General features: G+C 70.5%; 22 protein-coding genes and 1 pseudogene. 10 read left to right on the top strand and 13 right to left on the bottom strand.

Annotated elements, in window-relative coordinates:
• Window positions 1-203 precede the first annotated feature (203 nt).
• Entirely contained in the window at window positions 204-920 is a 717-nt protein-coding gene (locus NFT33_RS08080; protein WP_251674491.1) for a response regulator transcription factor, read from the top strand.
• Here NFT33_RS08080 and fdhD read toward each other — a convergent pair.
• Window positions 907-1,785 (bottom strand): formate dehydrogenase accessory sulfurtransferase FdhD, encoded by an 879-nt coding sequence (gene fdhD, locus NFT33_RS08075; RefSeq protein ID WP_251674488.1) that lies wholly within the window; start codon window positions 1,783-1,785, stop codon window positions 907-909. The genes NFT33_RS08080 and fdhD overlap by 14 nt on opposite strands.
• Window positions 1,786-1,916: 131 nt before the next feature.
• Between fdhD and NFT33_RS08070 the strand changes: the two genes are divergently transcribed.
• The 3 genes from NFT33_RS08070 to NFT33_RS08060 all read left to right on the top strand — a co-directional run bounded on the left by NFT33_RS08070 (window position 1,917) and on the right by NFT33_RS08060 (window position 6,110).
• Window positions 1,917-2,468, top strand: a complete 552-nt coding sequence (locus tag NFT33_RS08070) for a dihydrofolate reductase family protein (protein ID WP_251674486.1) — start codon at window positions 1,917-1,919, stop codon at window positions 2,466-2,468.
• A gap of 216 nt (window positions 2,469-2,684) precedes the next feature.
• Entirely contained in the window at window positions 2,685-4,283 is a 1,599-nt protein-coding gene (locus NFT33_RS08065; RefSeq protein WP_251674484.1) for a S8 family peptidase, read from the top strand.
• A gap of 165 nt (window positions 4,284-4,448) precedes the next feature.
• The gene (locus tag NFT33_RS08060) at window positions 4,449-6,110 is read left to right on the top strand and encodes a S8 family peptidase (protein ID WP_251674481.1); all 1,662 of its coding nucleotides are present in this window, start codon (window positions 4,449-4,451) and stop codon (window positions 6,108-6,110) included.
• Here NFT33_RS08060 and NFT33_RS08055 read toward each other — a convergent pair.
• The 4 genes and pseudogenes from NFT33_RS08055 to NFT33_RS08035 form a co-directional block, all read right to left on the bottom strand.
• Complete coding sequence (locus NFT33_RS08055; RefSeq protein ID WP_251674478.1) at window positions 6,091-6,357, bottom strand: formate dehydrogenase subunit delta; 267 nt, start codon at window positions 6,355-6,357, stop codon at window positions 6,091-6,093. The genes NFT33_RS08060 and NFT33_RS08055 overlap by 20 nt on opposite strands.
• Window positions 6,354-9,284, bottom strand: a complete 2,931-nt coding sequence (gene fdhF / locus NFT33_RS08050; RefSeq protein WP_251674476.1) for a formate dehydrogenase subunit alpha — start codon at window positions 9,282-9,284, stop codon at window positions 6,354-6,356. Before fdhF ends, NFT33_RS08055 begins: the two co-directional genes overlap by 4 nt.
• Window positions 9,281-11,334: pseudogene (locus NFT33_RS08045) on the bottom strand (NAD(P)H-dependent oxidoreductase subunit E). Before NFT33_RS08045 ends, fdhF begins: the two are co-directional and overlap by 4 nt.
• A gap of 63 nt (window positions 11,335-11,397) precedes the next feature.
• Window positions 11,398-12,402: a LysR family transcriptional regulator gene (locus tag NFT33_RS08035; protein WP_251674472.1), complete on the bottom strand. Its 1,005-nt coding sequence runs from the start codon at window positions 12,400-12,402 to the stop codon at window positions 11,398-11,400.
• Between the two features lie 101 nt (window positions 12,403-12,503).
• Between NFT33_RS08035 and NFT33_RS08030 the strand changes: the two genes are divergently transcribed.
• A complete protein-coding gene (locus tag NFT33_RS08030) occupies window positions 12,504-13,100 on the top strand; it encodes a hypothetical protein (RefSeq protein WP_251674471.1) in 597 nt (198 codons plus the stop codon).
• A 7-nt stretch (window positions 13,101-13,107) separates the two neighbouring features.
• Here the strand turns inward: NFT33_RS08030 and apbC are convergent, their stop codons facing one another.
• The 3 genes from apbC to NFT33_RS08015 all read right to left on the bottom strand — a co-directional run bounded on the left by apbC (window position 13,108) and on the right by NFT33_RS08015 (window position 16,558).
• A complete protein-coding gene (gene apbC / locus NFT33_RS08025; RefSeq protein WP_220785059.1) occupies window positions 13,108-14,202 on the bottom strand; it encodes an iron-sulfur cluster carrier protein ApbC in 1,095 nt (364 codons plus the stop codon).
• Window positions 14,203-14,251: 49 nt separating this feature from the next.
• A complete protein-coding gene (locus tag NFT33_RS08020; RefSeq protein ID WP_251674469.1) occupies window positions 14,252-16,117 on the bottom strand; it encodes a sensor domain-containing diguanylate cyclase in 1,866 nt (621 codons plus the stop codon).
• Window positions 16,118-16,234: 117 nt separating this feature from the next.
• Window positions 16,235-16,558: a 2Fe-2S iron-sulfur cluster-binding protein gene (locus tag NFT33_RS08015; protein WP_149502823.1), complete on the bottom strand. Its 324-nt coding sequence runs from the start codon at window positions 16,556-16,558 to the stop codon at window positions 16,235-16,237.
• Between the two features lie 93 nt (window positions 16,559-16,651).
• Between NFT33_RS08015 and metG the strand changes: the two genes are divergently transcribed.
• Window positions 16,652-18,721 carry a methionine--tRNA ligase gene (gene metG, locus NFT33_RS08010; protein WP_251674467.1) on the top strand — a complete coding sequence of 690 codons (2,070 nt, stop codon included), beginning with the start codon at window positions 16,652-16,654 and terminating at the stop codon, window positions 18,719-18,721.
• 36 nt (window positions 18,722-18,757) lie between these two features.
• Here the strand turns inward: metG and NFT33_RS08005 are convergent, their stop codons facing one another.
• Complete coding sequence (locus tag NFT33_RS08005) at window positions 18,758-19,312, bottom strand: isochorismatase family protein (protein WP_251674464.1); 555 nt, start codon at window positions 19,310-19,312, stop codon at window positions 18,758-18,760.
• Between the two features lie 112 nt (window positions 19,313-19,424).
• On the opposite strand from NFT33_RS08005, the gene NFT33_RS08000 reads away from it, so the two are divergent.
• A complete protein-coding gene (locus NFT33_RS08000) occupies window positions 19,425-20,033 on the top strand; it encodes a PH domain-containing protein (protein ID WP_149502820.1) in 609 nt (202 codons plus the stop codon).
• 10 nt (window positions 20,034-20,043) lie between these two features.
• Here NFT33_RS08000 and NFT33_RS07995 read toward each other — a convergent pair whose 3' ends face one another.
• Complete coding sequence (locus NFT33_RS07995; protein WP_251674462.1) at window positions 20,044-20,235, bottom strand: DUF2256 domain-containing protein; 192 nt, start codon at window positions 20,233-20,235, stop codon at window positions 20,044-20,046.
• 331 nt (window positions 20,236-20,566) lie between these two features.
• On the opposite strand from NFT33_RS07995, the gene NFT33_RS07990 reads away from it, so the two are divergent.
• Window positions 20,567-22,324, top strand: a complete 1,758-nt coding sequence (locus tag NFT33_RS07990) for a SulP family inorganic anion transporter (RefSeq protein WP_251674543.1) — start codon at window positions 20,567-20,569, stop codon at window positions 22,322-22,324.
• On the top strand, window positions 22,321-23,091 hold the full coding sequence (gene xth, locus NFT33_RS07985) for an exodeoxyribonuclease III (protein WP_251674460.1): 771 nt from the start codon (window positions 22,321-22,323) through the stop codon (window positions 23,089-23,091). The genes NFT33_RS07990 and xth overlap by 4 nt, the downstream gene beginning before the upstream one ends.
• 69 nt (window positions 23,092-23,160) lie before the next feature.
• Here xth and NFT33_RS07980 read toward each other — a convergent pair whose 3' ends face one another.
• Entirely contained in the window at window positions 23,161-23,772 is a 612-nt protein-coding gene (locus tag NFT33_RS07980; protein ID WP_251674458.1) for a PEP-CTERM sorting domain-containing protein, read from the bottom strand.
• A 378-nt stretch (window positions 23,773-24,150) separates the two neighbouring features.
• Window positions 24,151-24,756 (bottom strand): PEP-CTERM sorting domain-containing protein, encoded by a 606-nt coding sequence (locus NFT33_RS07975; RefSeq protein ID WP_251674456.1) that lies wholly within the window; start codon window positions 24,754-24,756, stop codon window positions 24,151-24,153.
• A gap of 435 nt (window positions 24,757-25,191) precedes the next feature.
• Between NFT33_RS07975 and NFT33_RS07970 the strand changes: the two genes are divergently transcribed.
• Window positions 25,192-25,812 carry a septal ring lytic transglycosylase RlpA family protein gene (locus NFT33_RS07970; RefSeq protein ID WP_251674454.1) on the top strand — a complete coding sequence of 207 codons (621 nt, stop codon included), beginning with the start codon at window positions 25,192-25,194 and terminating at the stop codon, window positions 25,810-25,812.
• Window positions 25,813-25,829: 17 nt separating this feature from the next.
• On the opposite strand, the gene murB is transcribed toward NFT33_RS07970, so the two are convergent.
• Complete coding sequence (gene murB, locus NFT33_RS07965; RefSeq protein WP_251674452.1) at window positions 25,830-26,849, bottom strand: UDP-N-acetylmuramate dehydrogenase; 1,020 nt, start codon at window positions 26,847-26,849, stop codon at window positions 25,830-25,832.

Raw genomic sequence — 26,849 nt, 5'->3', positions numbered from 1 at the left:
GCGCTGTGCCGCCACGCCGCACGCGCCCGGCCCGGGCTGCGCATGCTGCTGATCAGCGGCTATTCCGACGAGCAGCCCGGACTGCAGGATCCCTGGCCGCTGCTGCGCAAGCCCTTCACCCCGGAAGAGCTGGAATCCGTCATCGAGGAGACCTTGAGATGACCCCGACGAGCCTCAGGGGCTCAGCCCACATCAACACGCCCATGAGCCGGTCGCCCGGCGAGGGCACCCGCATCCTGATCGTCGAGGACGACGCCGAGGTGGCGCGGCTGCTCCAGACCGTGCTGCGCGACTTCGGCTTCGAGACGCATGGCTGCCGCAGCGCCGCCGAGACCCGCCAGCAGCTCGCGCAGCAGGTGCCCGACCTGTGCATTCTCGACCTCGGCCTGCCCGACGGCGACGGCATGGAGCTGATGCAGGAGATCCAGCGCCGCCACGACTGCGGCCTGCTGATCCTGAGCGGTCGCGCCTGGATCGGCGACCGGGTCATGGGCCTGGAGCTGGGCGCCGACGACTACGTGACCAAGCCCTTCGAGCCGCGCGAGCTGGTCGCGCGGGTGCGCAGCATCCTGCGCCGGCGCGGCCAGGGCGGCGACGAGCGCGGCCCGCAGCTGGCGCGCTTCGGCAACGGCTGGACCTTCCAGCCCGACACCAACCTGCTGCGCAGCGCCAGCGGCCAGGAATGGACGCTGAGCTCGGGCGAGGCGCGGCTGCTGGCGACCTTCCTGCAGCGGCCCAACCGCATCCTCGCGCGCGAGCAGATCTGCGGCGACCCCGACCTCTCGCCGCTGGACCGCAGCATCGACGTGCGCATCTCGCGGCTGCGCCGCAAGATCGAGACCGATCCGCACAACCCGAAGATGATCCGCACCGTCTACGGCGCGGGCTACCTCTTCGCCAGCGAGGTCAGCTGGAACTGACCGGGGCTGGCGTGAGCAGCCGGCGGGCGTGGCTGTAGGCCACCGCCCGGTCGCCGCGCACGAAGCCGGCCAGCACCAGGCCGGCGGCCTCGGCGGTGCGCACCGCCAGCCCGGTCGGCGCCGACACCGCCGCCAGCAGGCCGAAGCCGGCATGCGCGGCCTTGTAGACCATCTCGTAGCTGGCGCGGCTGGTGACGACGACGAAGCCCGAGGCCGGATCGGTGCCGGCGCGGGCCAGCGCACCGATCAGCTTGTCGAGCGCGTTGTGGCGGCCGACATCCTCGCGCAGCGTCAGCACCTCGCCGTCGGGCGCGCACCAGGCAGCGGCGTGAGTCGCGCCGGTCGCCTTCTGCAGGTGCTGGTGGCTCGGCAGCGCCGCCATCGCCCGCTCGAGCGCAGCGGCCTCGATCTCGATGCAGGCCGCCTCGCGGCCCACCGGGCGCACCGCCTCGGCCAGGCTCTCGGTGCCGCACAGGCCGCAGCCGGTGCGCCCGGCCAGCGTGCGCCGGCGCTCCTTCAGCCGCATGAAGCAGCGCAGCGTCACCTTCAGCTCGACCGACAGGCCGCGCTCGGTGGTGCCGGCCAGCGCGACGCTCTCGCCCAGGTCGGCGGGCAGGATCTCGGCATCGAGCAGGTCGTCGGGCGAATCGATGATGCCCTCCGACAGCGAGAAGCCCAGCGCGAAGTCCTCCAGGTCGGCCGGCGAGGCCAGTATCACCGCATGCGAGATGCCGTTGTAGACCAGCGCGACCGGCAGCTCCTCGGCCAGCGTCTCGACGTGCGGCTCGCGCCGGCCGGCCTGCAGGCGCTCGACCGGCCGGGTTCCGGTCGGATCGGGCAGGGATTCGTGATCGTCTTCATGCATGGAAGCGATTCTGGCACCGGCATCGTGTCACGGTGCGGACGCGGAGATGTGCGCCCGGATCCGGAAAAGCCCCGCGAATGGAGGATGATCGCGGGTTCGCAAGATCGATGCTCCGAAGTCCGGCCTGACGCATGAAACCCCGCTGCTCCCTGTTCCTCGCCACCACGCTCGACGGCTACATCAGCCGCCCCGACGGACGCATCGACTGGCTCGACGAGGCCAACCGGCACATTCCGCCCGGCGAGGACTGCGGCACCGCCGACTTCCTGGCCACCGTCGACGCGGTGGTGATGGGCCGAGGCACCTTCGAGCTGCTGCTGGGCGATGGCGTCTGGCCCTACGGCAGCCGGCCGGTGCGGGTGATGAGCCGCCGGCCGCTGGCCATTCCCGAGGCGCTGCGCGCCACCGTGCAGGCCAGCGCGGCCGCCCCGAAGGCGGTGCTCGAGGAGCTGGGCCGGCTCGGCGCGCGCCATGTCTATGTCGACGGCGCGCGGCTGCTGGCCGCCTTTCTCGCCGAGCGCCTGGTCGACGAGATCACGCTGACGGTGGTGCCGGTGCTGATCGGCCAGGGCCGGCCGCTGGGCGGGCCGCTGCAGGCCGACCTGAAGCTCTCGCTGGTGTCGACCCGCGCCTACGGCTTCGGCTTCGTGCAGCAGCGCTACCGGATCGACGCCACCGGCTGATGTCCTCAGCCCGGCCACCCCGGGTCCGGAGCGTGACATTCTTCGCGGCAACACCCGCCGCGAACCCCACCGGGGCCGCAACCGGAAAAGCCGGGAATTCACTTTCTTTTGCGCGGATCGAAATCCTCTGATCGCCCCGAGGAGATCGAGATGTCAGAGAAGTCCGACTGCGCCCTCGCCCAGATCCGTCACCGCCACCGCCCCCGATCCCACCCCTTGTCCCCCACCCTGGCCACGCTGGGGCTGGTCCTGCTGCTGTCCGCCTGCGGTGGCGGCGAGGACGGGAGCACGCCCCAGGCCTCTGGCCGCGAGCCGCAGCGGCTGATCGTGCAGCTGCACCCGGCCGCGCTCGCCGCCGATGAGGCCGGCAGGGCCCGAGCGCTGCAGACCGCAGCCGGCACGCTGCAGCAGCGCACCGAGGCGGCCATCCAGGCCCAGAGCCTGCGGCTGCTGGGTCCGGGCGGCCCGCGGGCCGGACTGCATTTCTCGCGCATCTGGCCCGGCTTCACCGTCGAAGTGCCCGGGCACGAGGCGCAGGCGCTGCAGCAGCGCCTCGAGCAGGATCCGGCGGTGCTGTCGGTGCAGCCCGACACGCTGGCCTCGACCGGACAGACCGTCTCCGAGCGCATGCTGAGCGAGTTCGGCCACTGGGGCCTGGACCGCATCGACCAGCGCAGGCTGCCGCTGAACCAGCGTCTGGCCACAACGACACGCGGCCAGGGCGTGACCATCTTCGTGCTCGACTCCGGCATTTCCGCCCATCAGCAGTTCGGCGAGCGCCTGGCGCCCGGCACCGACTACATCCGCGACGGCTACGGCAGCGCCGACTGCCGTGGCCACGGCACCCATGTGGCCGGCACGATCGGCGGCAGCCTGGCCGGGGTGGCGCCGGGCGCGACGCTGGTGTCGGTGCGGGTGCTGGGCTGCAACGGTTCGGGGCCGATCAGCAAGGTGCTGGCCGGCATCGACTGGATCCTGAACCGTCAGGAACGCCCGGCCGTGGTCAACATGAGCCTGGGCGCGGATGCCCACCCGATGCTGGACGACGCGGTGCGCAGCCTGCTGCTGGCGGGCTTCCATGTGGTGGTGTCGGCCGGCAACGAGAACAGCAATGCCTGCCTGCGCTCGCCGGCGCGGGTGCCGGGCGCGATCACGGTCGGCGCCAGCGACAACACGGACAAGCGCGCGGTCTTCTCGAATTTCGGCAGCTGCGTCGACCTGCTGGCGCCGGGCCAGTGGGTGTCGGCACCGGACTGGCGCAGCCAGACCGCGGAGCGCATGCTCAGCGGCACCTCGATGGCGGCACCGCATGTGGCCGGCACGCTGGCGCTGCTGCTGGAGTCCCGCCCGACGCTGACACCGACGCAGCTGACGCAGCAGCTGCTGGCGCAGTCCACCCCGTCGGTGCTGGCGCAGCTCTCGGGCAGTCCGAACCGGCTGCTGTTCGCGGGCAGCGCCACCGCCCTGAAGTTCCCGCCTGCGCACGAGCTCAACATCGGCCTGCTGCAGGGCGACACCGCCGTCAGCCGGGGCCGCTGGACCGCACGCGCCACGGTGCGCGTCGTCAACGCCAGCGGCAAGCCGATGGGCGGCGTCAAGGTCAGCGGCCTGTTCCAGGGGGCAAGCGCACCGGTGAGCTGCAGCACGGCAGCCAGCGGCCTGTGCACGCTGGTCTCGCTGCCGCAGGGTGCCGATGTGGCCCAGCTGTCGGTCGCCGTGCAGGCGCTCGAAGGCGCAGCCTTCACCTACCGGCGCGAGCGCGACCAGGCCCGCGCGATCACGATCCAGCGGCCGGGCGGGCTGGCGCCGCGCTGAGCACACCACCGACGTCGAGCAGGAAACCGGGACACACCGGCCTGCCGCACACCAGGACAGATCCACCCGGCCGGCCGATGACCGGCCCGATTCCCAGGGAGTTCCTTGATGACCTCGACCCTGACATCGCCGCGACCGATGCGGCGACGCCCCGCCATCCGGCCCGTGCCCGGCCTGCTGTGCAGCCTTGTGTCCGCGCTGCTGCTGAGCGCCTGCGGCGGTTCGGCGCCGGAGGACCCGCCGGCGACACCCACGTCGGACACGCTCGGCGACACCGTGCGCCATCTGGTGCTGCTCAACGAAGCCGCGGTGGCCGGATCGGACCGGATGCGCCAGGCCCGCACGCTGGCCGTCCCGACCGCCGAGGACACGCCCACGGCACGCACAGCCGCCACGGTGCGAGCCTTCGGGCAGCGACTGATCGCCGGCACCGCAGAGGCCCGCATCGACGCGGTGCTCACGCATGTGGCCCAGGGGCTGATCGTCGAGGTGCCGGCCGCACGGTCAGCCGCACTGACGCAGCAGCTTCTGGCCGATCCTGCGGTGCTGTCGGTCGCTCTGGACCTGCCGATCCAGGCCGAGGTCGAGCCCCTGTCCGTCGAAAGCGCCGCAGCCACGCTGGACACGACCGTCAACCAGAGCGTCGCCGACCTGTGGGGGCTGGACCGCATCGACCAGCGCAAGCTGCCCTTGAACAGCACGCTGGTGCGGCGTCCGGCACTCGACGGCACCGGGGTGACCGCCTATGTGATCGATTCGGGCGTGTCGAACCATGTCGAACTGCAAGGGCGACTCGGCACAGGCCGGGGCTTCGATGTCAGCACCAGCGGCACCGACTGCAACGGGCACGGCACCCATGTCGCCGGCACGATCGCCGGCAAGACCACCGGCGTGGCCCCGGGCGCGCGCATCGTGTCGCTGCGGGTGCTGGGCTGCAAGGGCAGCGGCTACGCCAGCAGCGTGCTCAAGGCCCTCGACTGGGTGCTGGCCAACGGCGTGCGGCCGGCGGTGGTCAACCTCAGCCTGGGCATCGACGGCTCACTGAGCTGGATCACCGACGCGGTCAAGCGCCTGACCGACGCCGGCTTCGTGGTCGTCGTCTCGGCGGGCAACGCCCAGAAGCCGGCCTGCCAGCAGTCGCCGGCCTCGGCGCCAGACGCGCTGACGGTGGCGGCGAGCACCTATCTCGACAGCCGTGCCAGCTACTCCAACTTCGGCAGCTGCGTCGATCTGTTCGCGCCAGGCTCGTCGATCAAGGGTCCGGCCCATCCAGGGTCCCGAGCCTACATCTACAAGAGCGGCACCTCGATGGCCTCGCCGCATGTGGCCGGTGCGGCAGCCCTGCTGCTGCAGCGTCATCCCTCGATGAGCGCACGCCAGGTCAGCGCCGAGTTGATCCGGCAGTCGACACCCGACCTCATCAACCAGGCCGGCACCGAGACGCCCAACCGGCTGCTGCATATCAGCGCACTGCATGCGGTCGAACTGCCGATATCGACCGAGCTGCGACTGCTGCCACCGACCGGCACGGTGAGCGCTCAGCGTCAGCGTGGCCAGCTGGTGCGCTGGCAGGCCAGGATCACGCTGGCCGTGCACACGCCGCAGGGCCAGCCGGTGGCCGGCGTCCGAATGGAGGGCCGCTACAGCCATCTGGACAAGCGCATCACCTGCACCACCAGCGCTCAGGGGCTTTGCCTGCTCGACACCGGCACCCTGCCTCGAACGCTGGCGTCCACCACCTTCGCGGTGTCGAGCCTCAGCCATGCGACCATGAGCTGGCGCCCGGCCGATCCGCTGGCGGCCAGCCTCACGCTGGCTCGGCCCTGAGCGCCGGATCGATCCGCCCGCGCCGCGTCAGCACCGCCTCGCGCACCAGCGGCGCCAGACCCTCGCCCTGCGCGGCACCGTCGAGGTGGGCATAGAGTGCGCGGCGCATGCGCGGCTCCCAGAACTTCGCCAGGTGCTGGGCGATGCCGTCGAGCGCCTCCTCTCGCTCGGGAAAGGCGGCGAAGAACTCGCCGATGCGGTTGGCCAGTCGCACCAGCGTGGCGGCGGCGTCGACAGTGGGGCTCATCGGGCGTGCTCCGGCAGCAGGCCATGCTGCAGACGGTCGAAGTCGGAGAAGTCGCGCTGCCAGCGTGCGGGCTGCGTGACCCGCGCCACCTGCACCGCGGTCACCTTGTATTCGGGGCAGTTGGTCGCCCAGTCGCTGGAATCGGTGGTGATGACGTTGGCGCCGGACTCGGGGAAATGGAAGGTCGTGTAGACCACCCCGGGCTGCACCCGCTCGGTGACGGTGGCGCGCAGCACCGTCTCGCCGGCGCGGCTCGTGATGCCGACCCAGTCGCCGTCCTGCACGCCACGCTCCTCGGCATCGTGGGGATGGATTTCGAGCCGGTCTTCCTCGTGCCAGCGGCTGTTCTCGGTGCGGCGGGTCTGCGCGCCGACGTTGTACTGGCTGAGCACGCGGCCGGTGGTCAGGATCAGCGGGAAGCGGCGCGTCACCTTCTCGTCCGTCGCCACGTACTGCGTCGGCAGGAAGCGCCCCTTGCCACGCACGAAGCCGCCGACGTGCATGATCGCCGTACCGGCCTCGTCCGTCGTCTCGTTGCACGGCCACTGCACGCTGCCCAGGCGTTCGATCTTGTCGAAGCTCACGCCCGCGAAGCTGGGGGTGAGCGCGGCGATCTCGTCCATGATCTGCGACGGGTGGGTGTAGTGCATCGGGTAGCCGAGCGCGTTCGCGAAGGCCTGCGTGACCTCCCAGTCCGCCTTGCCGGAGAGCGGCGGCATCACCTGGCGCACGCGGCTGATGCGGCGCTCGGCGTTGGTGAAGGTGCCGTCCTTCTCCAGGAACGAGGCGCCCGGCAGGAAGACATGCGCGTACTTGGCGGTCTCGTTCAGGAAGATGTCCTGCACGACCACGCATTCCATCGCCGAGAGCGCCGCCGCGACATGCTGCGTGTTCGGGTCGGACTGCGCCGGGTCTTCGCCCTGCACGTAGAGCGCCTTGAAGCTGCCTTCGAGCGCCGCGTCCAGCATGTTCGGGATGCGCAGCCCCGGCTCCGGGTTCAGCGTCACACCCCAGGCGGCGTCGAACTGGGCGCGCACCGTGGTGTCGCTGATGTGGCGGTAGCCGGGCAGCTCGTGCGGGAAGCTGCCCATGTCGCAGGAGCCCTGCACGTTGTTCTGGCCGCGCAGCGGATTCACGCCGACGCCCTCGCGCCCGACCATGCCGCAGGCCATCGCGAGGTTGGCGATGCCGATGACCATCGTCGAGCCCTGCGCGTGCTCGGTGACGCCGAGGCCGTAGAAGATCGCGCTGTTGCCGCCGCGCCCACCGCTCGCATAGAGCCGCGCCGCGCCGCGCAGGGCGTCGGCCGGCACGCCGCTGACCGCCTCGAAGGCTTCGGGCGAGTTCTCGGGCTTCGACACGAACTCGCGCCACTGCTGGAAGCTCTTCGGATCGCAGCGCTCGGCCACATAGGCCTCGTTCACCAGCCCTTCGGTGACGATGACATGCGCCAGCGCGGTGATGACGGCCACATTGGTGCCGGGTTTCAGCTGCAGGTGGAAGTCGGCCTTGACGTGCGGCGCGTCCACCAGGTCGATGCGGCGCGGATCGACGACGATCAGCCGCGCCCCTTGCCGCAGCCGCTTCTTCAGCCGCGACGCGAACACCGGGTGCCCCTCGCTCGGATTGGCGCCGATGACCATCACCACATCGGTGTGCTCGACCGACTTGAAGGTCTGCGTGCCGGCCGACGTGCCGTAGGTCTGGCCGAGGCCGTAGCCGGTCGGGCTGTGGCAGACGCGGGCGCAGGTGTCCACGTTGTTGGTGCCGAAGGCGGCGCGGATCAGCTTCTGCACGAGGTAGGTTTCCTCGTTGGTGCAGCGGCTCGACGTGATGCCGCCGACCGAATCGCGGCCGTAGGTGCCCTGGATGCGGCGGAACTCGCCGGCCGCATGGCTCAGCGCCTCGTCCCAGCTCACCTCGCGCCACGGGTCGGTGATCTTGTCGCGGATCATCGGCCGGGTCAGGCGGTCCTTGTGCGTCGCGTAGCCCCAGGCGAAGCGGCCCTTGATGCAGCTGTGGCCCTCGTTGGCCTTGCCGTCCTTCCAGGGCAGCATGCGCACGACCTGCGTGCCCTTCATCTCGGCCTTGAAGCTGCAGCCCACGCCGCAGTAGGCGCAGGTGGTGATGACGCTGTGCTCGGGCTGGCCGAGTTCGATCACCGTCTTCTCGGTCAGCGTCGCGGTCGGGCAGGCCTGCACGCAGGCGCCGCAGGAGACGCACTCGCTCTGCATGAAGGGCTCGTCCATGCCGGGCGAAACCCGCGACTCGAAGCCGCGGCCCGAGATCGTCAGCGCGAACGTGCCTTGCACCTCCTCGCAGGCGCGCACGCAGCGGTTGCAGACGATGCACTTGCTCGGGTCGTAGGTGAAGTACGGGTTCGATTCGTCCTTGGCATGCGCCAGATGGTGGCGGCCGGTGATGCCGGCCACCGCGCGGTCGCCGACGCCATAGCGCACGTTGCGCACACCGACCACGCCGGCCTGGGTCTGCAGCTCGCAGTCGCCGTTGGCGGCGCAGGTCAGGCAGTCGAGCGGATGGTCGCTGAGGTAGAGCTCCATCACGCCCTGGCGCAGCTTCTGCAGCCGCGGGCTCTGGGTGCGCACCGTCATGCCGGCCTCGGCCGGCGTGGTGCAGGACGCCGGCGTGCCGCGCCGACCCTCGATCTCGACCAGGCAGAGCCGGCACGATCCGAACGGTTCGAGCATGTCGGTGGCGCAGAGCTTGGGCACCTGGATGCCGGCGTCGATCGCCGCGCGCATCAGCGAGGTGCCCTGCGGCACGGTGACCTGGAAGCCGTCGATGCTGAGCGTGACGGTTTCGGTGGAGCGGCTGGCCGGCGTGCCGCGGTCGATCTCGGGCTGGCGGCAGGCGTCCAGCGTCCTGATCGTCGAGATCGCCTGGATCGGGATGACAGGGTGATTCATCGCGTCGCCTCCTCGGCGGCAGCGGCGAGCGGCGCCGCATCGAGGCCAAAGTCGGCCGGATAGTGGTCCAGCGCCGACAGCACCGGATAGGGCGTCATGCCGCCCATCGCGCACAGGCTGCCACCGATCATCGTGTCGCAGAGATCGCGCAGCAGCTCGAGCTGCTGATGTCGCACGACGGGATTTGTCCTGTGCAGCACGATGCGGTCGATCACCTCGACGCCGCGGGTCGAGCCGATGCGGCAGGGCGTGCACTTGCCGCAGGACTCCAGCGCGCAGAACGCAAACGCATAGCGCGCCAGCTGCGCCATGTCCGCGGTGTCGTCATGCACCACCACGCCGCCGTGGCCGACCACCGCGCCGATGGCCGCATAGGCCTCGTAGTCCAGCGGCACGTCCCACTGCGACTCCGGCACATAGGCGCCGAGCGGCCCGCCGACCTGGATCGCCTTGACCGGCCGGCCGCTGGCGGTGCCGCCGCCGAAGCCGAAGACCAGCTCGCGCAGCGTCAGCCCAAACGCCTTCTCGACCAGCCCGCCGTGGCGGATGTTGCCGCCGAGCTGGAAGGGCAGCGTGCCGTGCGAGCGCCCGACGCCGTAGCCGCGGTAGAAGTCGGCGCCGCGCGCCAGGAGGGTCGGCACCGCGGCGAAGGTCAGCACATTGTTGATGACGGTGGGGCAGCCGAACAGGCCGTGGACCGCCGGCAGCGGCGGCTTGGCGCGCACGATGCCGCGCCGGCCCTCCAGGCTCTCGAGCATCGCCGTCTCCTCGCCGCAGACGTAGGAGCCGGCGCCCATGCGCACCTGCAGCCGGAACGCGCGCCCCGAGCCCGCCACGTCCGCGCCCAGCCAGCCGGCGGCCTCGGCCCGCGCCACCGCCTCGCGCAGCGTCGCCACCGCGTGCGGGTACTCGGAGCGCACGTAGACGTAGCCCTCGGTCGCGCCGACCGCCAGCGCGGCGATCGCCATGCCCTCGATCAGCAGGCAGGGGTCGCCCTCCATCAGCATGCGGTCGGCGAAGGTGCCGGAGTCGCCCTCGTCGGCATTGCAGACGATGTATTTGGTCTCTCCGGCAGCGTGCGCGACGGTGCGCCACTTGATGCCGGCCGGAAAGGCCGCGCCGCCGCGCCCGCGCAGCCCCGAATGCGTGACCTGATGCAGGATGTCGGCCGGCGCCATCGCGGCCGCCGCCTTCAGCCCGGCCCAGCCGCCGTGCGCGGCGTAGTCGTCGAGCGAGAGCGGATCGGTGATGCCGACGCGCGCAAAGGTCAGGCGCTCCTGCAGGACCAGATAAGGCATCTGCTCAGCGAGGCCGTGGCGCAGCGGATGCGCGCTCGCCTCGCCGCGCGCCTCGGCGCACAGCGCCGGCCACAGCGCCGCCACGTCCTCGGGCATCACCGGCCCGAAGGCGACCCGACCGTGCGGCGTGTCGACCTCGACCAGCGTCTCCAGCCAGAGCAGCCCGCGCGAGCCGTTGCGCACCAGCGCCAGCGGCACGCCCTGCAGGGCCGCCAGCGACTGCAGCGCATCGGCCACCGCATCGGCGCCGACCGCCAGCGCGGCGCTGTCGCGCGGCACCCACAGGCGCAGCATCGGGGTCGCGTTGTCGTTCGCGCTCATGGCTGCTCCTGGGCCAGCAGCGCATCGAGCCGCGCCGGCGTCAGCCGTGCATGCAGCCGCTCGCCGAGCATGCCGGCCGGCGACTGCGCGCACAGGCCCAGGCAGTAGGCGGGCTCCAGCGTGTCGCAGCCCTGCGCCTCGACGGCTGCCTGCGCATGCGCCCACAGCGCCTCGGCGCCCATCGCGCGGCAGGCCTCGGCGCGGCAGATCTGCAGCACCCGGCCACGCGGCGGCGCGGTGCGGAAGTGGTGATAGAAGCTGACGACGCCGTGCACCTCGGCGCGCGAGAGATTCAGCGCGCGCGCGATGGGCGGCAGCGCCGCCGGCGGCACGAAGCCGAGCCGGTCCTGCAGCGCATGCAGGATCGGCAGCAGGGCGCCAGCCTGGCCGGCATGTGCGGCCAGCACCTGGTCCAGCGCCGTCTGCTGCAGCGCGTCGAGGGGGGGCTTGTCTCCATGCGCCGATCATCGAGCGGGCGCCCTGGCGCTGTCCAATCACGTCGGTGAACCGTCCGATAGCGGGGATGAATGATGCGCCGCAGCATCCACCGCATCCGCAGCATCGCCGCCGCCGAGATCGACCGTCTCTCGCCACCATCCCGCCTCGGCCACGCAGCCCAGCGCCGCCTGCTGCGCCAGCGACAGCCGGCCGCCCTGCGGCGCCAGCAGGCCCATCGTCACCGTGACCTCCGGCTCGACCAGCGGCACGATCTCCAGCTGCGCATCGCGCCGGGCCTGGCCGGCGAGCACGCCGGGCATGATGCTGGCGGCCACCGCGCCCTCGGTCACCGCCAGCAGCAGCGCCAGCACCGAGTTGGTCTCGAAGACCGGCCGCACCGCCACGCCGGCCTGCGCGAAGGCCGCGTCGACGATGTGGCGGTTGTGCATCTCCGGCGTCAGCAGCCCCAGCGGCAGCGCGGCGGCCTCGCGCCAGCGCAGCGGCGCCACACGGCGGGCGCGGCCGCGGGCCGACGGATCGCGCCGGCGCAGCAGCACATGGCGCTCGCGGTAGGAGGCCGCCACCCGCGCGCGCACGCCGCGCGCCTCGATGCGCTCGGCATAGCCCAGCGCCAGATCGATCGACAGCTCCTCCAGCCCGGTCTCGATCTCGGGCGAGCTGAGCGAGCGCAGCGTCGGGCGCAGCGCCGGATGCGCCGCACGCAGCCGCGCCACCAGCCGCGCGGCCACCGGCAGCGCGGTCGGCACGCAGGCCAGCAGCAGCGGCCCGCCGGGCGCGGCACGCGCCTGGCCCAGCTCCTGGCGCAGCGCCTCGCGCTCGTGCAGCATGCGGTGCGCGCTGGCCAGCACCCGCTCGCCCTCGGGCGTCAGGCCCTCGTACTGGCGGCCGCGGCGCACGATGGTCACGCCGAACTCCTGCTCGAGCGCGCGGATCGCGTTCGACAGCGCCGGCTGGGTGATGTGGCAGGCCTCGGCGGCGCGGCCGAAGTGGCGCGCCTGCGCCAGCGCGCTGAGGTAGCGCATCGCGTCGAGCAGATTCATGGCGCGATTCTGAGGGCCGGCTTGCCGCTGCGGGTCAGTCCCGACGCCAGGATGTATCGCAACGCTATAGTCGGCGACCAAATCGAAAGAACCGGGAGCCCATGAAACCGTCCGCCCTTGCCTTTGCCCCTGAGCATCGCCGCCAGCGTCAGCGTCACGGCGGATGCCAGCGCCTGCTGCGCACGCTGGTGGCGCTGAGCCTGGTGACGGGCGGCCTGCTGGCCGGCGCGGCGCAGGCGGCCCCCGGCGGCGGCGCGGCCGAGGCAGGACCCGAGCGCATCGGCGGCAGCGGCAACGGCAGCCGCGGCGCGACCCTGCTCAGGGTTCACGCGACCCGCAGCCACATGCACTGTCCGCTGCCCGGGCGTCAGCAGCGCCTGATCGGCATCGACTCGCCGGCCGAGTGGGAGGACACCCTCGAGCAGCAGGGCGAGGTCGCCGCGCTCGGCCGCAAGGTGCGCTGGAGCCGCGAGCGGGTGATCGTCTTCGCTGCCGACATGCAGGGCCGCCAGGCCGAGGCGGTGCGGCTGGAGTCGCCGGCGCGGGTGATCCGCCTCAGCGGCGGCGTGCTCTACTGGCCGGTGCGCAAGCGCACCCTGGACGATCAGCCGCCGCGCCAGGTGCGACCCTGCGTGATGGCCATCATCGACCGCGCCTTCTGGCACCGCATCCGGGTGGTGCCGACGCGGCCGCTTTGAGTGCCGATCAGGTCGACTTCGAGATGGTGATCGTCGGGAACTTCGACGAGTAGTCCTTGGCCTTGTCGGCGATGCGGATCGCGATGCCGCGCGCCACCGAGCGGTACAGCGCGGCGATCTCGCCATCGGGCTCGGCCACCACCGTCGGGCAGCCGGCATCGGCCTGCTGGCGGATCGACAGGTTCAGCGGCAGGCTGCCCAGATGGGCCAGGCCGTACTCCTCGGCCATGCGCTTGCCGCCGTCGGCGCCGAAGATGTGCTCGACGTGACCGCAGTTCGGGCAGCAGTAGACCGCCATGTTCTCGACCACGCCCAGGATCGGCACGCTGACCTTCTCGAACATCTTCAGGCCCTTCTTCGCGTCGAGCAGCGCGATGTCCTGCGGCGTGGTGACGATGACCGCACCGGTGACCGGCACCTTCTGCGCCAGCGTCAGCTGGATGTCGCCGGTGCCCGGCGGCATGTCGACGATCAGGTAGTCGAGATCCTTCCAGTTGGTCTGGCGCAGCAGCTGCTCCAGCGCCTGGGTGGCCATCGGGCCGCGCCAGATCATGGCCTGGTCGTTGTCGACCAGGAAGCCGATCGACATCACCTGGATGCCGTGGCCGACCAGCGGCTCCATCGTCTTGCCGTCGTAGCTCTCGGGCCGGGCGCCGGTGATGCCCAGCATCGTCGGCTGGCTCGGACCGTAGATGTCGGCATCGACGATGCCCACGGTGGCGCCCTCGGCGGCCAGCGCCAGCGCCAGGTTGACGGCGGTCGTGCTCTTGCCGACGCCGCCCTTGCCCGAGGCGACCGCCACGATGTTCTTGACGCCCGGCAGCAGCTGGACACCGCGCTGCACCGCATGCGCGGTGACCTTCCAGCCGACGTTGGCGCTGACATTGCCGACGCCGGGCAGCGTGCGCACCGCATCGATCAGCGCACGGCGCAGGCCGTCGACCTGGCTGCGGGCCGGATAGCCCAGCTCGACCTCGAAGGAGACATCGCTGCCCTCGACCTTCAGGTTGCGCAGCTGCTTGCCGGTGACGAAGTCCTTGCCGGTGTTGGGATCGATCACGGTCTGGATCGCGGCGCGGACGGTGTTCTCGTTCAGGGACATGACGGGAGGGCTTCGGGAGAGACGTCGAGGAAAGGCACGGGCGCACGGCTCACGGCGCGCCCGCGGCGGCGGTGCGCAAGTCTATCGCCACCCGGTTTCTCCCGCTGCGCTTGGCCTGGTAGAGCGCCTCGTCGGCCTCGCGCAGCATCGCGATGCCGTCGGCCGCATCGCGCGGCACCCGGCAGCACAGCCCCAGGCTGGCGGTGACCGCCACCGGACCGGCCACGCTGTCGACCGGCCGCTCGGCGATCACCCGGCGGATGCGCTCGGCCAGGGCCTGCGCCTGCGGCGGGCGCAGATCGGGCAGCAGCGCGATGAACTCCTCGCCGCCATAGCGCGCCAGCAGCGCCTCGCCACCGTCCTGCCCCGCCAGCAGCATCGCCACGCGCCGGGCCACCTCGCGCAGGCAGTCGTCCCCGGCCGGGTGGCCGAGCGTGTCGTTGATGCGCTTGAAGTGATCGAGGTCGAGCAGAAGCACGCCCAGCGGCCCTGCGCTCGCGATCGCACGCTGGACCGCGCCGGCATGGCGCTCGTCGAAATGGCGCCGGTTGGCCACGCCGGTCAAGGCATCGGTGCGGCTGGCCTGCTCCAGGCGCCGGTTGAGCTGCTCGAGATCGCGGGTGCGCTCGGCCACCCGCTGCTCCAGCCGCTCGTTGGCGCGGCGCTGGGTGGCCATCGCCTCGGCCTGGGCCTGCTCGCGCAGCCGGCGCTCATGCTGCAGCCGCCCGGCCAGCGACAGCGACAGCAGGATGACCTCCAGCGCGGTGCCGACCTGGGTGGCATGCTCGGTCAGCCCGTTGCGCGGCAGCAGCCCGAACTTGCTGGCCGCCAGCACCAGGCCGCCCGCCAGCACCAGGAACCAGGCCAGCAGGAAGATGCGTGCCGGCGCAAAGCCCTCGCGGCCGCGCAGCGCCGACACCAGCAGCGCGCCGAACATCGCCACCACCGCGCAGCCGATCGCCAGCCGGATCGCCATCGGATAGGGCAGCACGAAGGCCGACAGCAGCGCCAGCAGGCACAGCCAGGCGGTGGCCTGCGGCAGCCGCAGCATCCAGCCGCCCCGGCGCGCCAGTGCCAGGAAATCGATCATGAAGAAGGACGCGCTGGTGACCGCCAGCGCCAGGAAGACCACGATCGCACGGTCGTTCCACTGCGTTGCCTCGGGCCACAGGTACTGGAAGGCCAGCCCGCCGATCGAGGCCTGGAAGCTGGCGATCGCCGCCACCCACAGCACATACCAGAGGTAGACGCGCTCGCGCATCACCCGCCACAGGAAGAAGTTGTAGGCGAGCATGCCCAGCATCACGCCCAGATAGAGGCCCTGCACCAGCTGGTCGAGCTGCTCGCCGGCCAGGAAGGCCTGCTCGGTCCAGAGCTGCGCCGGCAGCTGCACCGCGCTGCTGGTGTGCACCCGCACCAGGGCCCGCACCGCCTCCTGGCCGGGCGCGGCACGCGGCAGCGGCACGATGAAGTGGCGATGCGGCACCGGACGCTGGCCGAAGGGCTGCTTGTCGCCCAGCCGCCAGTGGCCGCGCTCGACCCCGTCGCGGTCGAACAGCCGGATCTCGACCTGGTCCAGCACCGGATAGGCCAGCTCCAGCTGGCTCCAGCGCCCGCCGCCGGGCGGCGGATCCCAGCGCAGGTCGAACCACCAGACCGCGTCGGAGTAGCCCAGATTGGGTGCGCCGGCCGGCAGCGCCCGCCAGCCCGGCGCAGCCAGCACCCGCGCGGCATCGAGTGCGCCGGCGGCATCCTCCAGCACCCGCATCGTCGGCTCGGTCGGCGAGGCCGCCGGCACGGCGCGTGTCGGCAGCGGCACCAGCAACACCAGCAGCAGCGCCAGCAGGAGCCCGTGCAGCAGGCGCGGCGCCGGCCACGACCGCGCCGCCGAGCCCCGAGGGCCGACACCCGCCATCCCGCCTGATCGACTCCAAACTGCCATCGACACCTTCCCGCGACCGGCCCGATTGGACCTGCGGCCGGCGCGCTGAAATCGGCCGATGACCGGGGCGATCAGCCGTCGTCCCGGACTTCAGCGCGGGGCGGTGCGCGGATCCAGGGTGGCGTCGATCGCCACGTCGCCGTCAGCCAGCGCGACGCAGGGCAGCGTCCAGCCGCCCTCGGCGCGCTCCTCCGGGCTCAGGCCGGGCCAGTCGACGCGGTAGCGCAGATGGGCCTCGCCGGCCGTGACCCGGCACAGGCAGACACGGCAGGTGCCGTTGCGGCAGGCGCTGCGCAGCCGCAGGCCGGCGGCGCGCGCAGCCTCCAGCAGCGACTGGCCCGGCGCCAACGGCACGCACCGACCCAGGGCGGTCAGCGTCAGCACCGGGGCGGGAGAGGTCGGCGAAGGCGTCATGCGGCGACGATATCAGGGACGGCGCCCTAGAATCGACGGCTTTCCGACACGCCACCGCCTCAAGCGGCGCCACGAGCGCCCACGGACGCCACCATGACCCGCCAGCTCTTCGTCACCACCGCCCTGCCCTACGCCAACGGCAAGTTCCACATCGGCCACATCATGGAGTACATCCAGGCCGACATCTGGGTGCGGTTCCAGCGCATGCGGGGCCACCAGGTGCATTTCGTCGGCGCCGACGATGCGCACGGTGCGCCGATCATGATCGCCGCCGAGAAGGCCGGGAAGACGCCGCAGCAGTTCGTGGCCGACATCGCCGCCGGCCGCAAGGAATACCTCGACGGCTTCCACATCTCGTTCGACAACTGGCACTCGACCGACGGCGTCGAGAACCACGAACTCGCGCAGGACATCTACCGCGGCCTGCGCGACAACGGCCTGATCGAGGTCCGCGCAATCGAGCAGTTCTTCGACCCCGAGAAGGGCATGTTCCTGCCCGACCGCTTCATCAAGGGCGAGTGCCCGAAGTGCGGCGCGAAGGACCAGTACGGCGACTCCTGCGAGTCCTGCGGCGCGGTCTACAGCCCGACCGAGCTGAAGAACCCGTACTCGGCGCTGTCGGGCGCCACGCCGGTGCTCAGGACCAGCGACCACTACTTCTTCAGGCTGTCGGACCCGCGCTGCGTCGAGTTCCTGCAGAACTGGACCACCGAGCCGGGCAAGCTCCAGCCCGAAGTGCTCAACAAGATCAAGGAATGGTTCACCAAGGATGAAGAGGGCCAGGGCGGCCTGGGCGACTGGGACATCAGCCGCGACGCACCCTACTTCGGCATCGAGATCCCGGACGCGCCGGGCAAGTTCTTCTATGTCTGGCTGGATGCGCCGATCGGCTACCTGGCCTCGCTGAAGAACTGGTTCGACAAGGGCGGCCCGGCCGCGAAGTACGGCGACACCCGCAGCTTCGCCGAGTTCATGGCCTCGCCCGACATCGAGCAGTACCACTTCATCGGCAAGGACATCACCTACTTCCACACGCTGTTCTGGCCTGCGACGCTGCACTTCAGCGGCCGCAGGACGCCGACCAACGTCTTCGTGCACGGCTTCATGACCGTCAACAACGGCGAGAAGATGAGCAAGAGCCGTGGCACCGGCCTGGACCCGCTCAAGTACCTGTCGCTGGGCATGAACCCCGAGTGGCTGCGCTACTACATCGCCGCCAAGCTCAACTCGCATGTCGAGGACGTCGACTTCAACCGCGACGACTTCACCGCCCGCGTCAATGCCGACCTGATCGGCAAGTACGTCAACATCGCCTCGCGCGCGGCCGGCTTCATCGCCAAGCGCTTCGGCGGCCGGCTCAGCGCCGATGTCGGCGTCGAGGGCCGCGTGCTGCTCGACACGCTGCGCGCGCACCGCGACACGGTCACGGGCCTCTACGAGGCGCGCGAGTTCGGCAAGGTCCTGCGCGAGATCATGGCGCTGGCCGATCGCGTCAACGAGTACGTCGACCAGAACAAGCCCTGGGAGATCGCCAAGCAGGCCGGCCAGGATGCGGTGCTGCAGGATGTCTGCACCGTCTGCATCGAGGCCTTCCGCCTGCTGACCATCTACCTGAAGCCGGTGCTGCCGGCGCTGGCCGCGCAGGTCGAGGCCTTCCTGCAGGTCGAGCCGCTGGACTTCCGCGCCACCGAGCGCGCGCTGGGCGCGCACGCCATCGGCCAGTACCAGCACCTGATGCAGCGCGTCGATCCGAAGCTGCTGGAAGAGCTCTTCGCCGCGCCCGAGCCCGAGAAGCTCATCCCCGGCGGCGAGGACATCGCGCCCGAGATCAAGATCGACGACTTCACGAAGGTCGACCTGCGCATCGCCAGGATCGTCAAGGCCGAGACGGTGGACGGCTCGACCAAGCTGCTGCGCCTGACGCTCGATGCCGGCGAAGGCCGCACCCGCAACGTCTTCTCCGGCATCGCCAGCGCCTACAAGCCGCAAGACCTGGAAGGCAAGCTGACCGTGATGGTCGCCAACCTGGCCCCGCGCAAGATGAAGTTCGGCATCAGCGAAGGCATGGTGCTGGCCGCCAGCCATGCCGACGAGAAGACGAATCCGGGCGTCTTCGTGCTGGAGCCCTTCCCCGGCGCGCAGCCGGGCATGCGCGTGCGCTGAAGCCCGCCCCCCGCTGCCGCCCCGCTGCCGCCCCGCTCAGCGCACCAGCGGCAGCAGCGCCCGGAAGTCCGCGGTGCCGGCGCGCTCCAGCCACTCGTAGATCACCATCTCGGTGGTGACGATCTCGGCGCCGTGGCGGGCCAGCCGCGCCAGGCCCGCCTCCCGGTTCGCCCGGGTGCGCGAGGCGCTGGCGTCGGCCACCACCGCCACCGCAAAGCCCGCCTCGAGCAGGCCCAGGCCGGTCTGCAGCACGCAGATGTGCGCCTCCATGCCGGTCAGGACGATCTGGCTGCGCCCGAAGCCGCGCAGCCGCTCGAGAAAGCCCGGCTCGCGGGTCGCGCCGAAGTGGATCTTCTCGATCACCGTGGCGCCGGCCGCGGCCATCGGCGCCTGCAGCGGCTCGACCGTCGCGCCCAGGCCCTGCGGATAGTGCTCAGTCACGAGCACCGGCACCTGCAGAGGCTGCGCCGCCTGCAGCAGCCGGCGGTTGTTCTCCACCGCCGCCGCGCCCTCGTCGATCGCCGGCGCCAGCCGCGCCTGCACGTCGACCACCAGCAGCAGCGAGTGCCGCGCGTCAATCGTCGTTTGCATCATCCTTGTCCTTTCCGCGGTCCTGCCGTGATCGGACTATGCTGCACTGCCGCGCCCCTTGCGGCCCATCCGTGATTCCTCCAATGATTTCTCCAGTTCCGGGAGACTGAGCATGTTCAAGAAGCTGGCCTCCGAGGCCCTCGGCCTGAGCGACATCGGCACCATCATCCAGCCCAAGGACTACGGCAGCGTCGACGCCGACGACTACCTCTTCCACGAGGACGGCGAGAAGATCTTCTTCCTGATCAAGTCGCGCAAGGACGAGTACTGCTTCACCAACCTGGCGCTGATCCATGTCGACGGCGACTCGGCCGTCTCGTCCAAGCGCACCATCAAGCGCCACGACTACGCCGACTCGGTCATCGAGCGCGTCACCATCGAGACCGCCGGCACCGTCGACATGGACGTGGAGCTGAAGTTCTCGATCGGCGGCACCGCCTTCAGCATCGATGTGCGCAAGCAGTTCCTCGAGCAGCTCAAGGATGTCTACAAGGCACTGATCGCGATCGGCCGGCTGCAGGCGCGCGACGAGGAAAGCCGCAGCAACGCCTTCAAGGTGCTCGGCGCGATGTCGTCGATGTACCGCATCGGCCAGGTCGGCCTGCCGCGCGACCTGCCCGACCAGTTCAACGCGCTGCTCGACAACCTCAACGAGGCGGTGCTGGTGCGCCACGCCCGACGCGACTTCGGCGAGGTGTTCGGGCGCTACATTCACGCCTGAACGGCGCGCATCAGGGTCGTCTGACCGCAGCCGGCGCACGCCGGCAGGCCTCGGAGCAGTACTTCACCTCGTCCCAGCAGCGCGCCCAGGCGCGCCGCCAGCTCATCTCGCGTCCGCAGGCGGCACAGGGCTTGCTGGGCAGGCTGGACTTGTTGCCGCGAAAGCCGCGCGGCGATGACGAGGAAGGCGAACGCGAGGACATGAGCGATCCGGAGACAAGGCAGCCATCGTCGGCGATCCAGCCCGTGCCCGCACCGGCACGCGCGCATTCACCGATCCGCAGCCGCACCATCGCGATGCACAATCGCGACACCATGCACGCGGTGCCCCGCCCGAAAGACGCCGTCCGGCCGCTGAGCCGGCGCCGGCGCTTCATCGCGCTGCGCCACCACTGCGGCCCGCCCGCACGCACGCTCTCCTGATCGCCCCCGCGCCTTCCGCCCGCCGCGCTGGACGCGCGCCCGGCCCAGGCTCCGTTCCGTCTCCGGAGTGCCCGCGTGAATTCCCGTTCCCTGTCCGACACCCTGTCCGGTGTGCTCGCCGCCCTGCCCGAGCGGCTGCACCGCTTTCGTCCCCGGCTGCTCGACAGCCTGCGCGGCTATGACCGCGGCCGCTTCCTGACCGACCTGGGCGCAGGCGCCACGGTGGGCATCGTCGCGCTGCCGCTGGCGATGGCCTTCGCGATCGCCAGCGGCGTCAAGCCCGAGCAGGGCCTGTACACCGCGATCATCGCCGGCTTCCTGATCTCGCTGCTGGGCGGATCGAGCGTGCAGATCGGCGGGCCGGCCGGCGCCTTCATCGTCATCGTCTTCGGCATCATCGAGCGCCACGGTCTGGCCAACCTGCTGATCGCGACGATGCTGGCCGGCGTGCTGCTGTTCCTGATGGGGCTGCTGAAACTGGGCGCGCTGGTGCGCTACATCCCGGTGTCGATCGTCATCGGCTTCACCAACGGCATCGCGGTGCTGATCGCGCTGTCGCAGCTGCGCGACCTGTTCGGACTGGACATCGCGAAGATGCCCGCCGACTTCTTCGCACAGATCCACACGCTGTGGCTGCACCGCGAGAGCTTCAACCCCTGGGCCTTCGGCCTGGGCAGCGTCTGCCTGGCCGGGCTGTTCGTCTGGGCACGGATCTTCAAGCCGGGAACCTTCCTGCCGCGCGAGATCGTCGAGGGCCGCAGCGCCCGGGTGGTCTCGCGCCTGCCCGGCCCGATCGTCGCGCTGGTCACGCTGACCGCCTTCAGCACGCTGCTGGGGCTGCCGGTGGAGACGATCGGCTCGCGCTTCGGCGGCATTCCGCAGTCGCTGCCCGGCTTCGAGTCGCCGGACTTCGACTGGGCCACCGCCAAGCAGCTGCTGATGCCCACGCTGACCATCGCGCTGCTGGGCGCGATCGAGTCGCTCCTGTGCGCACGGGTGGCCGACAACATGATCGACGCGCCCCGCCACGACCCCAACCAGGAGCTGATGGCCCAGGGCGTGGCCAATGTGGTCGTGCCCTTCTTCGGCGGCATTCCGGCCACCGGCACCATCGCGCGCACCGTGACGAATGTGCGCGCCGGCGCCACCTCGCCGGTGGCGGGCATGCTGCACGCGCTGATCCTGCTGCTGATCATGCTGGCGGCCGCGCCGCTGGCACTGCATGTGCCGCTGGCGGTGCTGGCCGGCATCCTGCTGTTCGTCGCCTGGAACATGGGCGAGTGGCATGAGTTCGCGCGGCTGCGGCATTTCAGGCTGCCCTACCGCGCGGTGCTGCTGGGCACTTTTTTCCTGACGGTGATCTTCGACCTGACGGTGGCGGTCGAGGTCGGGCTGCTGCTGGCCTGCGGCTTCTTCATCTGGCGCATGAGCCAGCTCTTCCGCATCGAGCGCCTGGCGCCGGATCCCGAGATCGACGCCACCACCTTCCAGGACACCCTGCCCGGGGCGCCCGCTGGCGTCGAGGTGCACAGCCTCTACGGCACGCTCTTCTTCGGCGCGATCGGCAAGGTCGAGGCGCTGCCCGAGCGGCTGCGCCCCGACACCCGGGTGCTGGTGCTGGAGATGCACCGGCTGATCTCGGTCGACACCTCCGGCGTCGACGCGCTGGTGCAGCTTCACCGCCAGCTGCAGCGCCGCGGCGTGCGGCTGATCGTCGCGGCGCTCAACACGCAGCCGCGCTCGCTGCTGGAGCGCTCGGGCTTCGTCGCGCAGCTGGGCACCCATGGCGTGGCGCCCAGCCTCGGCGCGGCGATGGAAGCCGCGGCCCTGGCCTGCGCCGCCGCCCCCGCTACCATGCGCGCACCATGAAACTTGCCACCTGGAACGTCAACTCGCTGTCGGTGCGGCTGCCGCAGCTGCTCGACTGGCTCGCCGCCGCCACGCCCGACATCGTCGTGCTGCAGGAAACCAAGCTGACCGACGACAAGTTCCCCGCCGACGCGCTGCAGGCCGCCGGCTACGACTGCGCGTGGTTCGGCCAGAAGACCTACAACGGCGTGGCGCTGCTGGCCCGCTCAGGCCTGTCGATCACCGAGGTCACCCGCAACATTCCCGGCCTCGACGATGCGCAGGCGCGCGTGATCGCCGCGACGGTCGGGGGCCTGCGCATCGTCGGCGCCTATTTCCCCAACGGTCAGGCGCCGGACTCGGAGAAGTTCGTCTACAAGCGGGCGTGGCTGGCCGCGCTGCAGCGCTGGCTGGCGCAGGAGCTGGACGCGCATCCGGCGCTGGCACTGATGGGCGACTTCAACATCGCGCCGGAGGACCGCGACGTGCACGATCCGGTCGCCTGGGCCGGCCAGATCCACTGCACCGACGAGGAGCGCGCCGCCTTCCGGGCGCTGCTCGACCTGGGCCTGAGCGATGCGTTCCGCCTGTTCGAGCAGCCCGAGCGCAGCTGGAGCTGGTGGGACTACCGCAACCTGGCGTTCCGCCGCAACCAGGGCCTGCGCATCGACCACATCCTGCTGAGCGCGCCGCTGGCCGCACGCGCCTCGGCCTGCGGCATCGACCGCGGCCCGCGCCGCAACGAGCGCCCGAGCGATCACGCGCCGGTCTGGGTGACGCTGCGATAGCGGCAACAAAAAAGGCGCCCCGCAGGGCGCCTGTCAATTCATGCCGGGAGAAGAACGGTCAGAAGGCGCTCAGGCGCGCTTGCCGTTCATGCGACGGCGGTTCATCAGGCCGAGCGCACCCAGACCGGCGAGCATCATCGCGTAGGTCTCGGGCTCCGGCACCACCGCAGCGACCGTCACGTTGTCGACGGTCAGCGAGTTGCTGAAGGTCGGCGGCAGCACGGTCGAGCCAAAGTACAGGCGATAGACATCACCGGTATTGAGCGAGTAGGCAGCCGACTGCAGCGTGGTCTCGGTGACCTGCTGCACGAAGACACGGTCCAGCTCGACATTGGTGGAGGCGTTGTACAGCGAGTAGTAGCCATCGCCGACCGCATCGAAGCTGAGTTCATAGTCGCCGGCGGTGGTCACCTGGAAGGCAGACCAGATGACGTCGCCACCGTTGACACGAGCCGCCTGGTCGCCAGCCACGTCGACGATCGACGAGGTGCCGCTGTACGAGCCCCACTGGAGATTGTTCCAGCCCTGGGTGGCCGAGATGTTGGCGAAGTTCTCGAAGCCGCCCGTGGCGACATTCGACAGCTCGAAGTCGCCGTTGGCGATCACGTTCTGGGCCTGGGCACCGGCGGTGGCACCGATCGCCAGCAGGGCGACGGCGGCGGAAAGAATGGACTTGCGCATGAGGAATACTCCAGTCGAAGCGGGTTGGATGAGATGCAAACCCCTCTCGGGGCCGAGAAAGCACCATTTGCAGTCTAGGGTCCTGTCCCGGACAGCGATCGAAGATTAAGGCGAATGGAGATTCCCATCTCCCCCGCAAACTGATGCCAACCCATGAACAGGGGTCGGTCAAATATCATCCACCCACCCTTAAAAACCACCCCATCCGAGGGATCAAGTCAATCCAGGATATTATTCTTTCAATCAGGAAACCCTGAAACAAAACCCCTCGGCTCTGCGCCAGAAATAAAAACCCCCCGGACGCGGGCCCGGGGGGGTGGAGGCGAGAACAACCGCACACCTGCCGCACGCGAGTGCGGCGGGTGGGTCAGGCAGGCATCAGGCCTTGCCGCCGAGGCGACGGCGGCGGCTCATCATGCCCAGCGCGCCCAGGCCGGCGAGCATCATCGCGTAGGTCTCGGGCTCCGGCACCGCTGCGGCCACCGACACGTTGTCGATGTTCAGCGTCGGGTGGAAGTCCGGCGGGGTGACCATGCCGCCGAAGTAGATCTTGTACGACTCGCCGGCCACCAGGTTCGCGCTGGCGGCCTGGCTGGTCCAGGCGGCCGACGGGGTGACGAAGGAGTAGTCGACGATCGACGGCGTCCAGCCGGCACCGGTCAGGCCCCAGATGCCACCGCCCGAGTAGTCGAAGCTGATGTCGTAGGTGCCGGTCACGGTGGCGGTGAAGCCCGCGTACAGGATGTCGCCGGTGGCGATCTGGGCGAACTGCTCGCCCGCGACGTCGACCAGCTTGGTCACGCCGGTGCCGCCGGAGTAGTAGCCCCACTGCAGGTTGCCGAAGCCGACGGTGCTGACCTGCTCGAAGGTGCCGGTGGCCAGGTCGGGGTTGTCGAAGGTGCCGTTGGCGACCAGGTTGGTGGACGCGTGAGCGGCGGTGGCGGCCAGCAGCGAGGCGGCCAGGGCAATGAAGGTCTTGCGCATGAAATGGTTCTCCCGGTATGGAAAGGCTCGCGATGGACAGCCGCGACCCGCCTGTTTCCGTGGAATCCCGGTCTGGACCGGCATCCGCGGGGCTGACGACAGTGCCCACGGAATGCAGCGTACGCCGCCCGATCCGGAAAATGCACCCATTTCTTGGCTTGACCCCGTGAACGCGGGAGAAACTCGGGCGCCGCCTGTGAATATGCCTCGGTCAGAAATCACCACCAGGCCCGGACAGCAGACAGCCATGGTGTTTTGCCACGACAGCCGCACGGGCGGCAGCGACACCGCGCCCCGTCCATCCCCTGGACAGGGTGATCTGGATTCAACCGTGACATGCTGCACGGAAAATACAGAATGACCCTTCATGCGGGGATTCATTCATCGCTGCCTTTTCGTGCGGCGATGGTATCCATCACTCCTCGTTCAACCGACATGACGCCGATGATGATCGATCTGTCCTTCCTGAGCCGCTCGGGCTTCGGCCGGCGCGGCCTGCCGGCGCTGCTGGCGGCCGTGCTGCTGGCGGCCGGCTGCTCGAGCACGCCGGAGCGCGGCCAGCGCGGCAAGCGGGTCGATCCGGCCGCACGCGACGGCGCGCCGGCACGCTGGCCCTTCGACCTGAACCAGGTGCCCGATGCCGAGCCCCGGGTCGAGTCGCTGCGCCGGGGCGGGCCGAACAAGCCCTATCAGGTGCTCGGGCGCAGCTATGTGCCGATGACCACCGACGAGCCGCTGCGCGAAAGCGGCCTGGCCTCCTGGTACGGCACCAAGTTCCACGGCGCTCCCACCGCCAGCGGCGAGATCTACGACATGTACGCGATGACCGCCGCGCACCCGACGATGCCGCTTCCCAGCTATGCGCGGGTGCGCAATCCGCTCAACGGCCGCGAGGTGATCGTGCGGGTCAACGACCGCGGCCCCTTTCACCCAGGCCGCATCATCGACCTGTCCCTGAGCGCGGCGGTGCGGCTGGGCGTGGCCGGCGGGGTCAGCCCGGTCGAGGTCGAGCGGCTGACGCACGACGACATCCGCAGCGGCCGCTGGCAGCGCTGACGCGCCCGCCCAGCGCTTCAGCCCACCACCACCGGCTCGGGCTCCAGGCGGATGCCGAAGCGGCCGTAGACGCTTTCCTGGATCGCACGCGCCAGCGTGATGACCTCCGCGCCACGGGCGTCGCCGCGGTTGACCAGCACCAGCGCCTGCTTTTCATACACGCCCGCGCCGCCCACCGTCTTGCCCTTCCAGCCGCAGGCATCGATCAGCCAGCCGGCGGCAAGCTTGAAGCTGCCGTCGTCCATCGGGTAGTGCACCACATGCGGATCGCGCGCGATGATGTCGCGGCACTGCTCGGGCGTGACCACCGGATTCTTGAAGAAGCTGCCGGCATTGCCGATCACCGCCGGGTCCGGCAGCTTGGCGCGGCGCACCTGGCAAACCCAGTCGAAGATCTGGCGCGCGTCGGGTGCAGTGATGCCGGTTTCCTCGATCTTGCGCTGCAGGTCCAGATAGCCCAGCTCGGGGCGCCACGGCCGCGGCAGGCGCAGGCGCACCCGGGTGATGACGCTTTTCCCCGCCAGCTCGTGCTTGAAGACGCTGTCGCGGTAGCCGAAGCGGCACAGCCGGCCGTCGAGCGTGAAGCCCCGGCCGGTGACCAGGTCGACGCCGTCGAGCGACTCGAAGCGGTCCTGCAGTTCCAGCCCGTAGGCGCCGATGTTCTGCACCGGCGCGGCGCCCGCCGTGCCCGGGATCAGCGCCAGGTTCTCCAGCCCCGGCAGGCCCTGGTCGATGGTCCAGGCGACCAGTTCATGCCAGGGCACGCCCGCACCCGCCTCGACGATGAAGGCGTCGTCGCGGGTCTCCAGCAGCCGGATGCCGCCGATGGCCACCTTCAGCACCACCGCGGAGACATCGCGCGCCAGCACGATGTTGCTGCCGCCACCGAGCACGAACTTCGGCGCACGGCCGAATTCGGGATGATCGACGACGCGGCGCACGTCGGCCTCCTCGTCGATGTGGATCAGCGTCTGGGCGATGGCGGGCAGGCCGAAGGTGTTCCAGGCCCGCAGATTGACGGCGGTTTCGATGCGCAT

It is taken from the genome of Sphaerotilus sp. FB-3 (assembly GCF_023706025.1).
Lineage (GTDB): Bacteria > Pseudomonadota > Gammaproteobacteria > Burkholderiales > Burkholderiaceae_C > Sphaerotilus > Sphaerotilus sulfidivorans.
Note: the sequence above shows the minus strand (reverse complement) of the source record. Positions and strands in the feature narration are given on the sequence as shown.

Coding starts and splice junctions, on each gene's coding strand:
- metG (WP_251674467.1), top strand. CDS start 16,652: ATGACCCGCCAGCTCTTCGTCACCACCGCCCTGCCCTACGCCAACGGC.
- NFT33_RS08070 (WP_251674486.1), top strand. CDS start 1,917: ATGAAACCCCGCTGCTCCCTGTTCCTCGCCACCACGCTCGACGGCTAC.
- NFT33_RS08020 (WP_251674469.1), bottom strand. CDS start 16,117: ATGGCGGGTGTCGGCCCTCGGGGCTCGGCGGCGCGGTCGTGGCCGGCG.
- NFT33_RS08035 (WP_251674472.1), bottom strand. CDS start 12,402: ATGAATCTGCTCGACGCGATGCGCTACCTCAGCGCGCTGGCGCAGGCG.
- xth (WP_251674460.1), top strand. CDS start 22,321: ATGAAACTTGCCACCTGGAACGTCAACTCGCTGTCGGTGCGGCTGCCG.
- NFT33_RS08015 (WP_149502823.1), bottom strand. CDS start 16,558: ATGACGCCTTCGCCGACCTCTCCCGCCCCGGTGCTGACGCTGACCGCC.
- NFT33_RS07975 (WP_251674456.1), bottom strand. CDS start 24,756: ATGCGCAAGACCTTCATTGCCCTGGCCGCCTCGCTGCTGGCCGCCACC.
- NFT33_RS08000 (WP_149502820.1), top strand. CDS start 19,425: ATGTTCAAGAAGCTGGCCTCCGAGGCCCTCGGCCTGAGCGACATCGGC.
- apbC (WP_220785059.1), bottom strand. CDS start 14,202: ATGTCCCTGAACGAGAACACCGTCCGCGCCGCGATCCAGACCGTGATC.
- fdhF (WP_251674476.1), bottom strand. CDS start 9,284: ATGAATCACCCTGTCATCCCGATCCAGGCGATCTCGACGATCAGGACG.
- NFT33_RS08080 (WP_251674491.1), top strand. CDS start 204: ATGAGCCGGTCGCCCGGCGAGGGCACCCGCATCCTGATCGTCGAGGAC.
- NFT33_RS08030 (WP_251674471.1), top strand. CDS start 12,504: ATGAAACCGTCCGCCCTTGCCTTTGCCCCTGAGCATCGCCGCCAGCGT.
- fdhD (WP_251674488.1), bottom strand. CDS start 1,785: ATGCATGAAGACGATCACGAATCCCTGCCCGATCCGACCGGAACCCGG.
- murB (WP_251674452.1), bottom strand. CDS start 26,849: ATGCGCATCGAAACCGCCGTCAATCTGCGGGCCTGGAACACCTTCGGC.
- NFT33_RS07980 (WP_251674458.1), bottom strand. CDS start 23,772: ATGCGCAAGTCCATTCTTTCCGCCGCCGTCGCCCTGCTGGCGATCGGT.
- NFT33_RS07995 (WP_251674462.1), bottom strand. CDS start 20,235: ATGTCCTCGCGTTCGCCTTCCTCGTCATCGCCGCGCGGCTTTCGCGGC.
- NFT33_RS08055 (WP_251674478.1), bottom strand. CDS start 6,357: ATGAGCCCCACTGTCGACGCCGCCGCCACGCTGGTGCGACTGGCCAAC.
- NFT33_RS08005 (WP_251674464.1), bottom strand. CDS start 19,312: ATGCAAACGACGATTGACGCGCGGCACTCGCTGCTGCTGGTGGTCGAC.
- NFT33_RS07970 (WP_251674454.1), top strand. CDS start 25,192: ATGACGCCGATGATGATCGATCTGTCCTTCCTGAGCCGCTCGGGCTTC.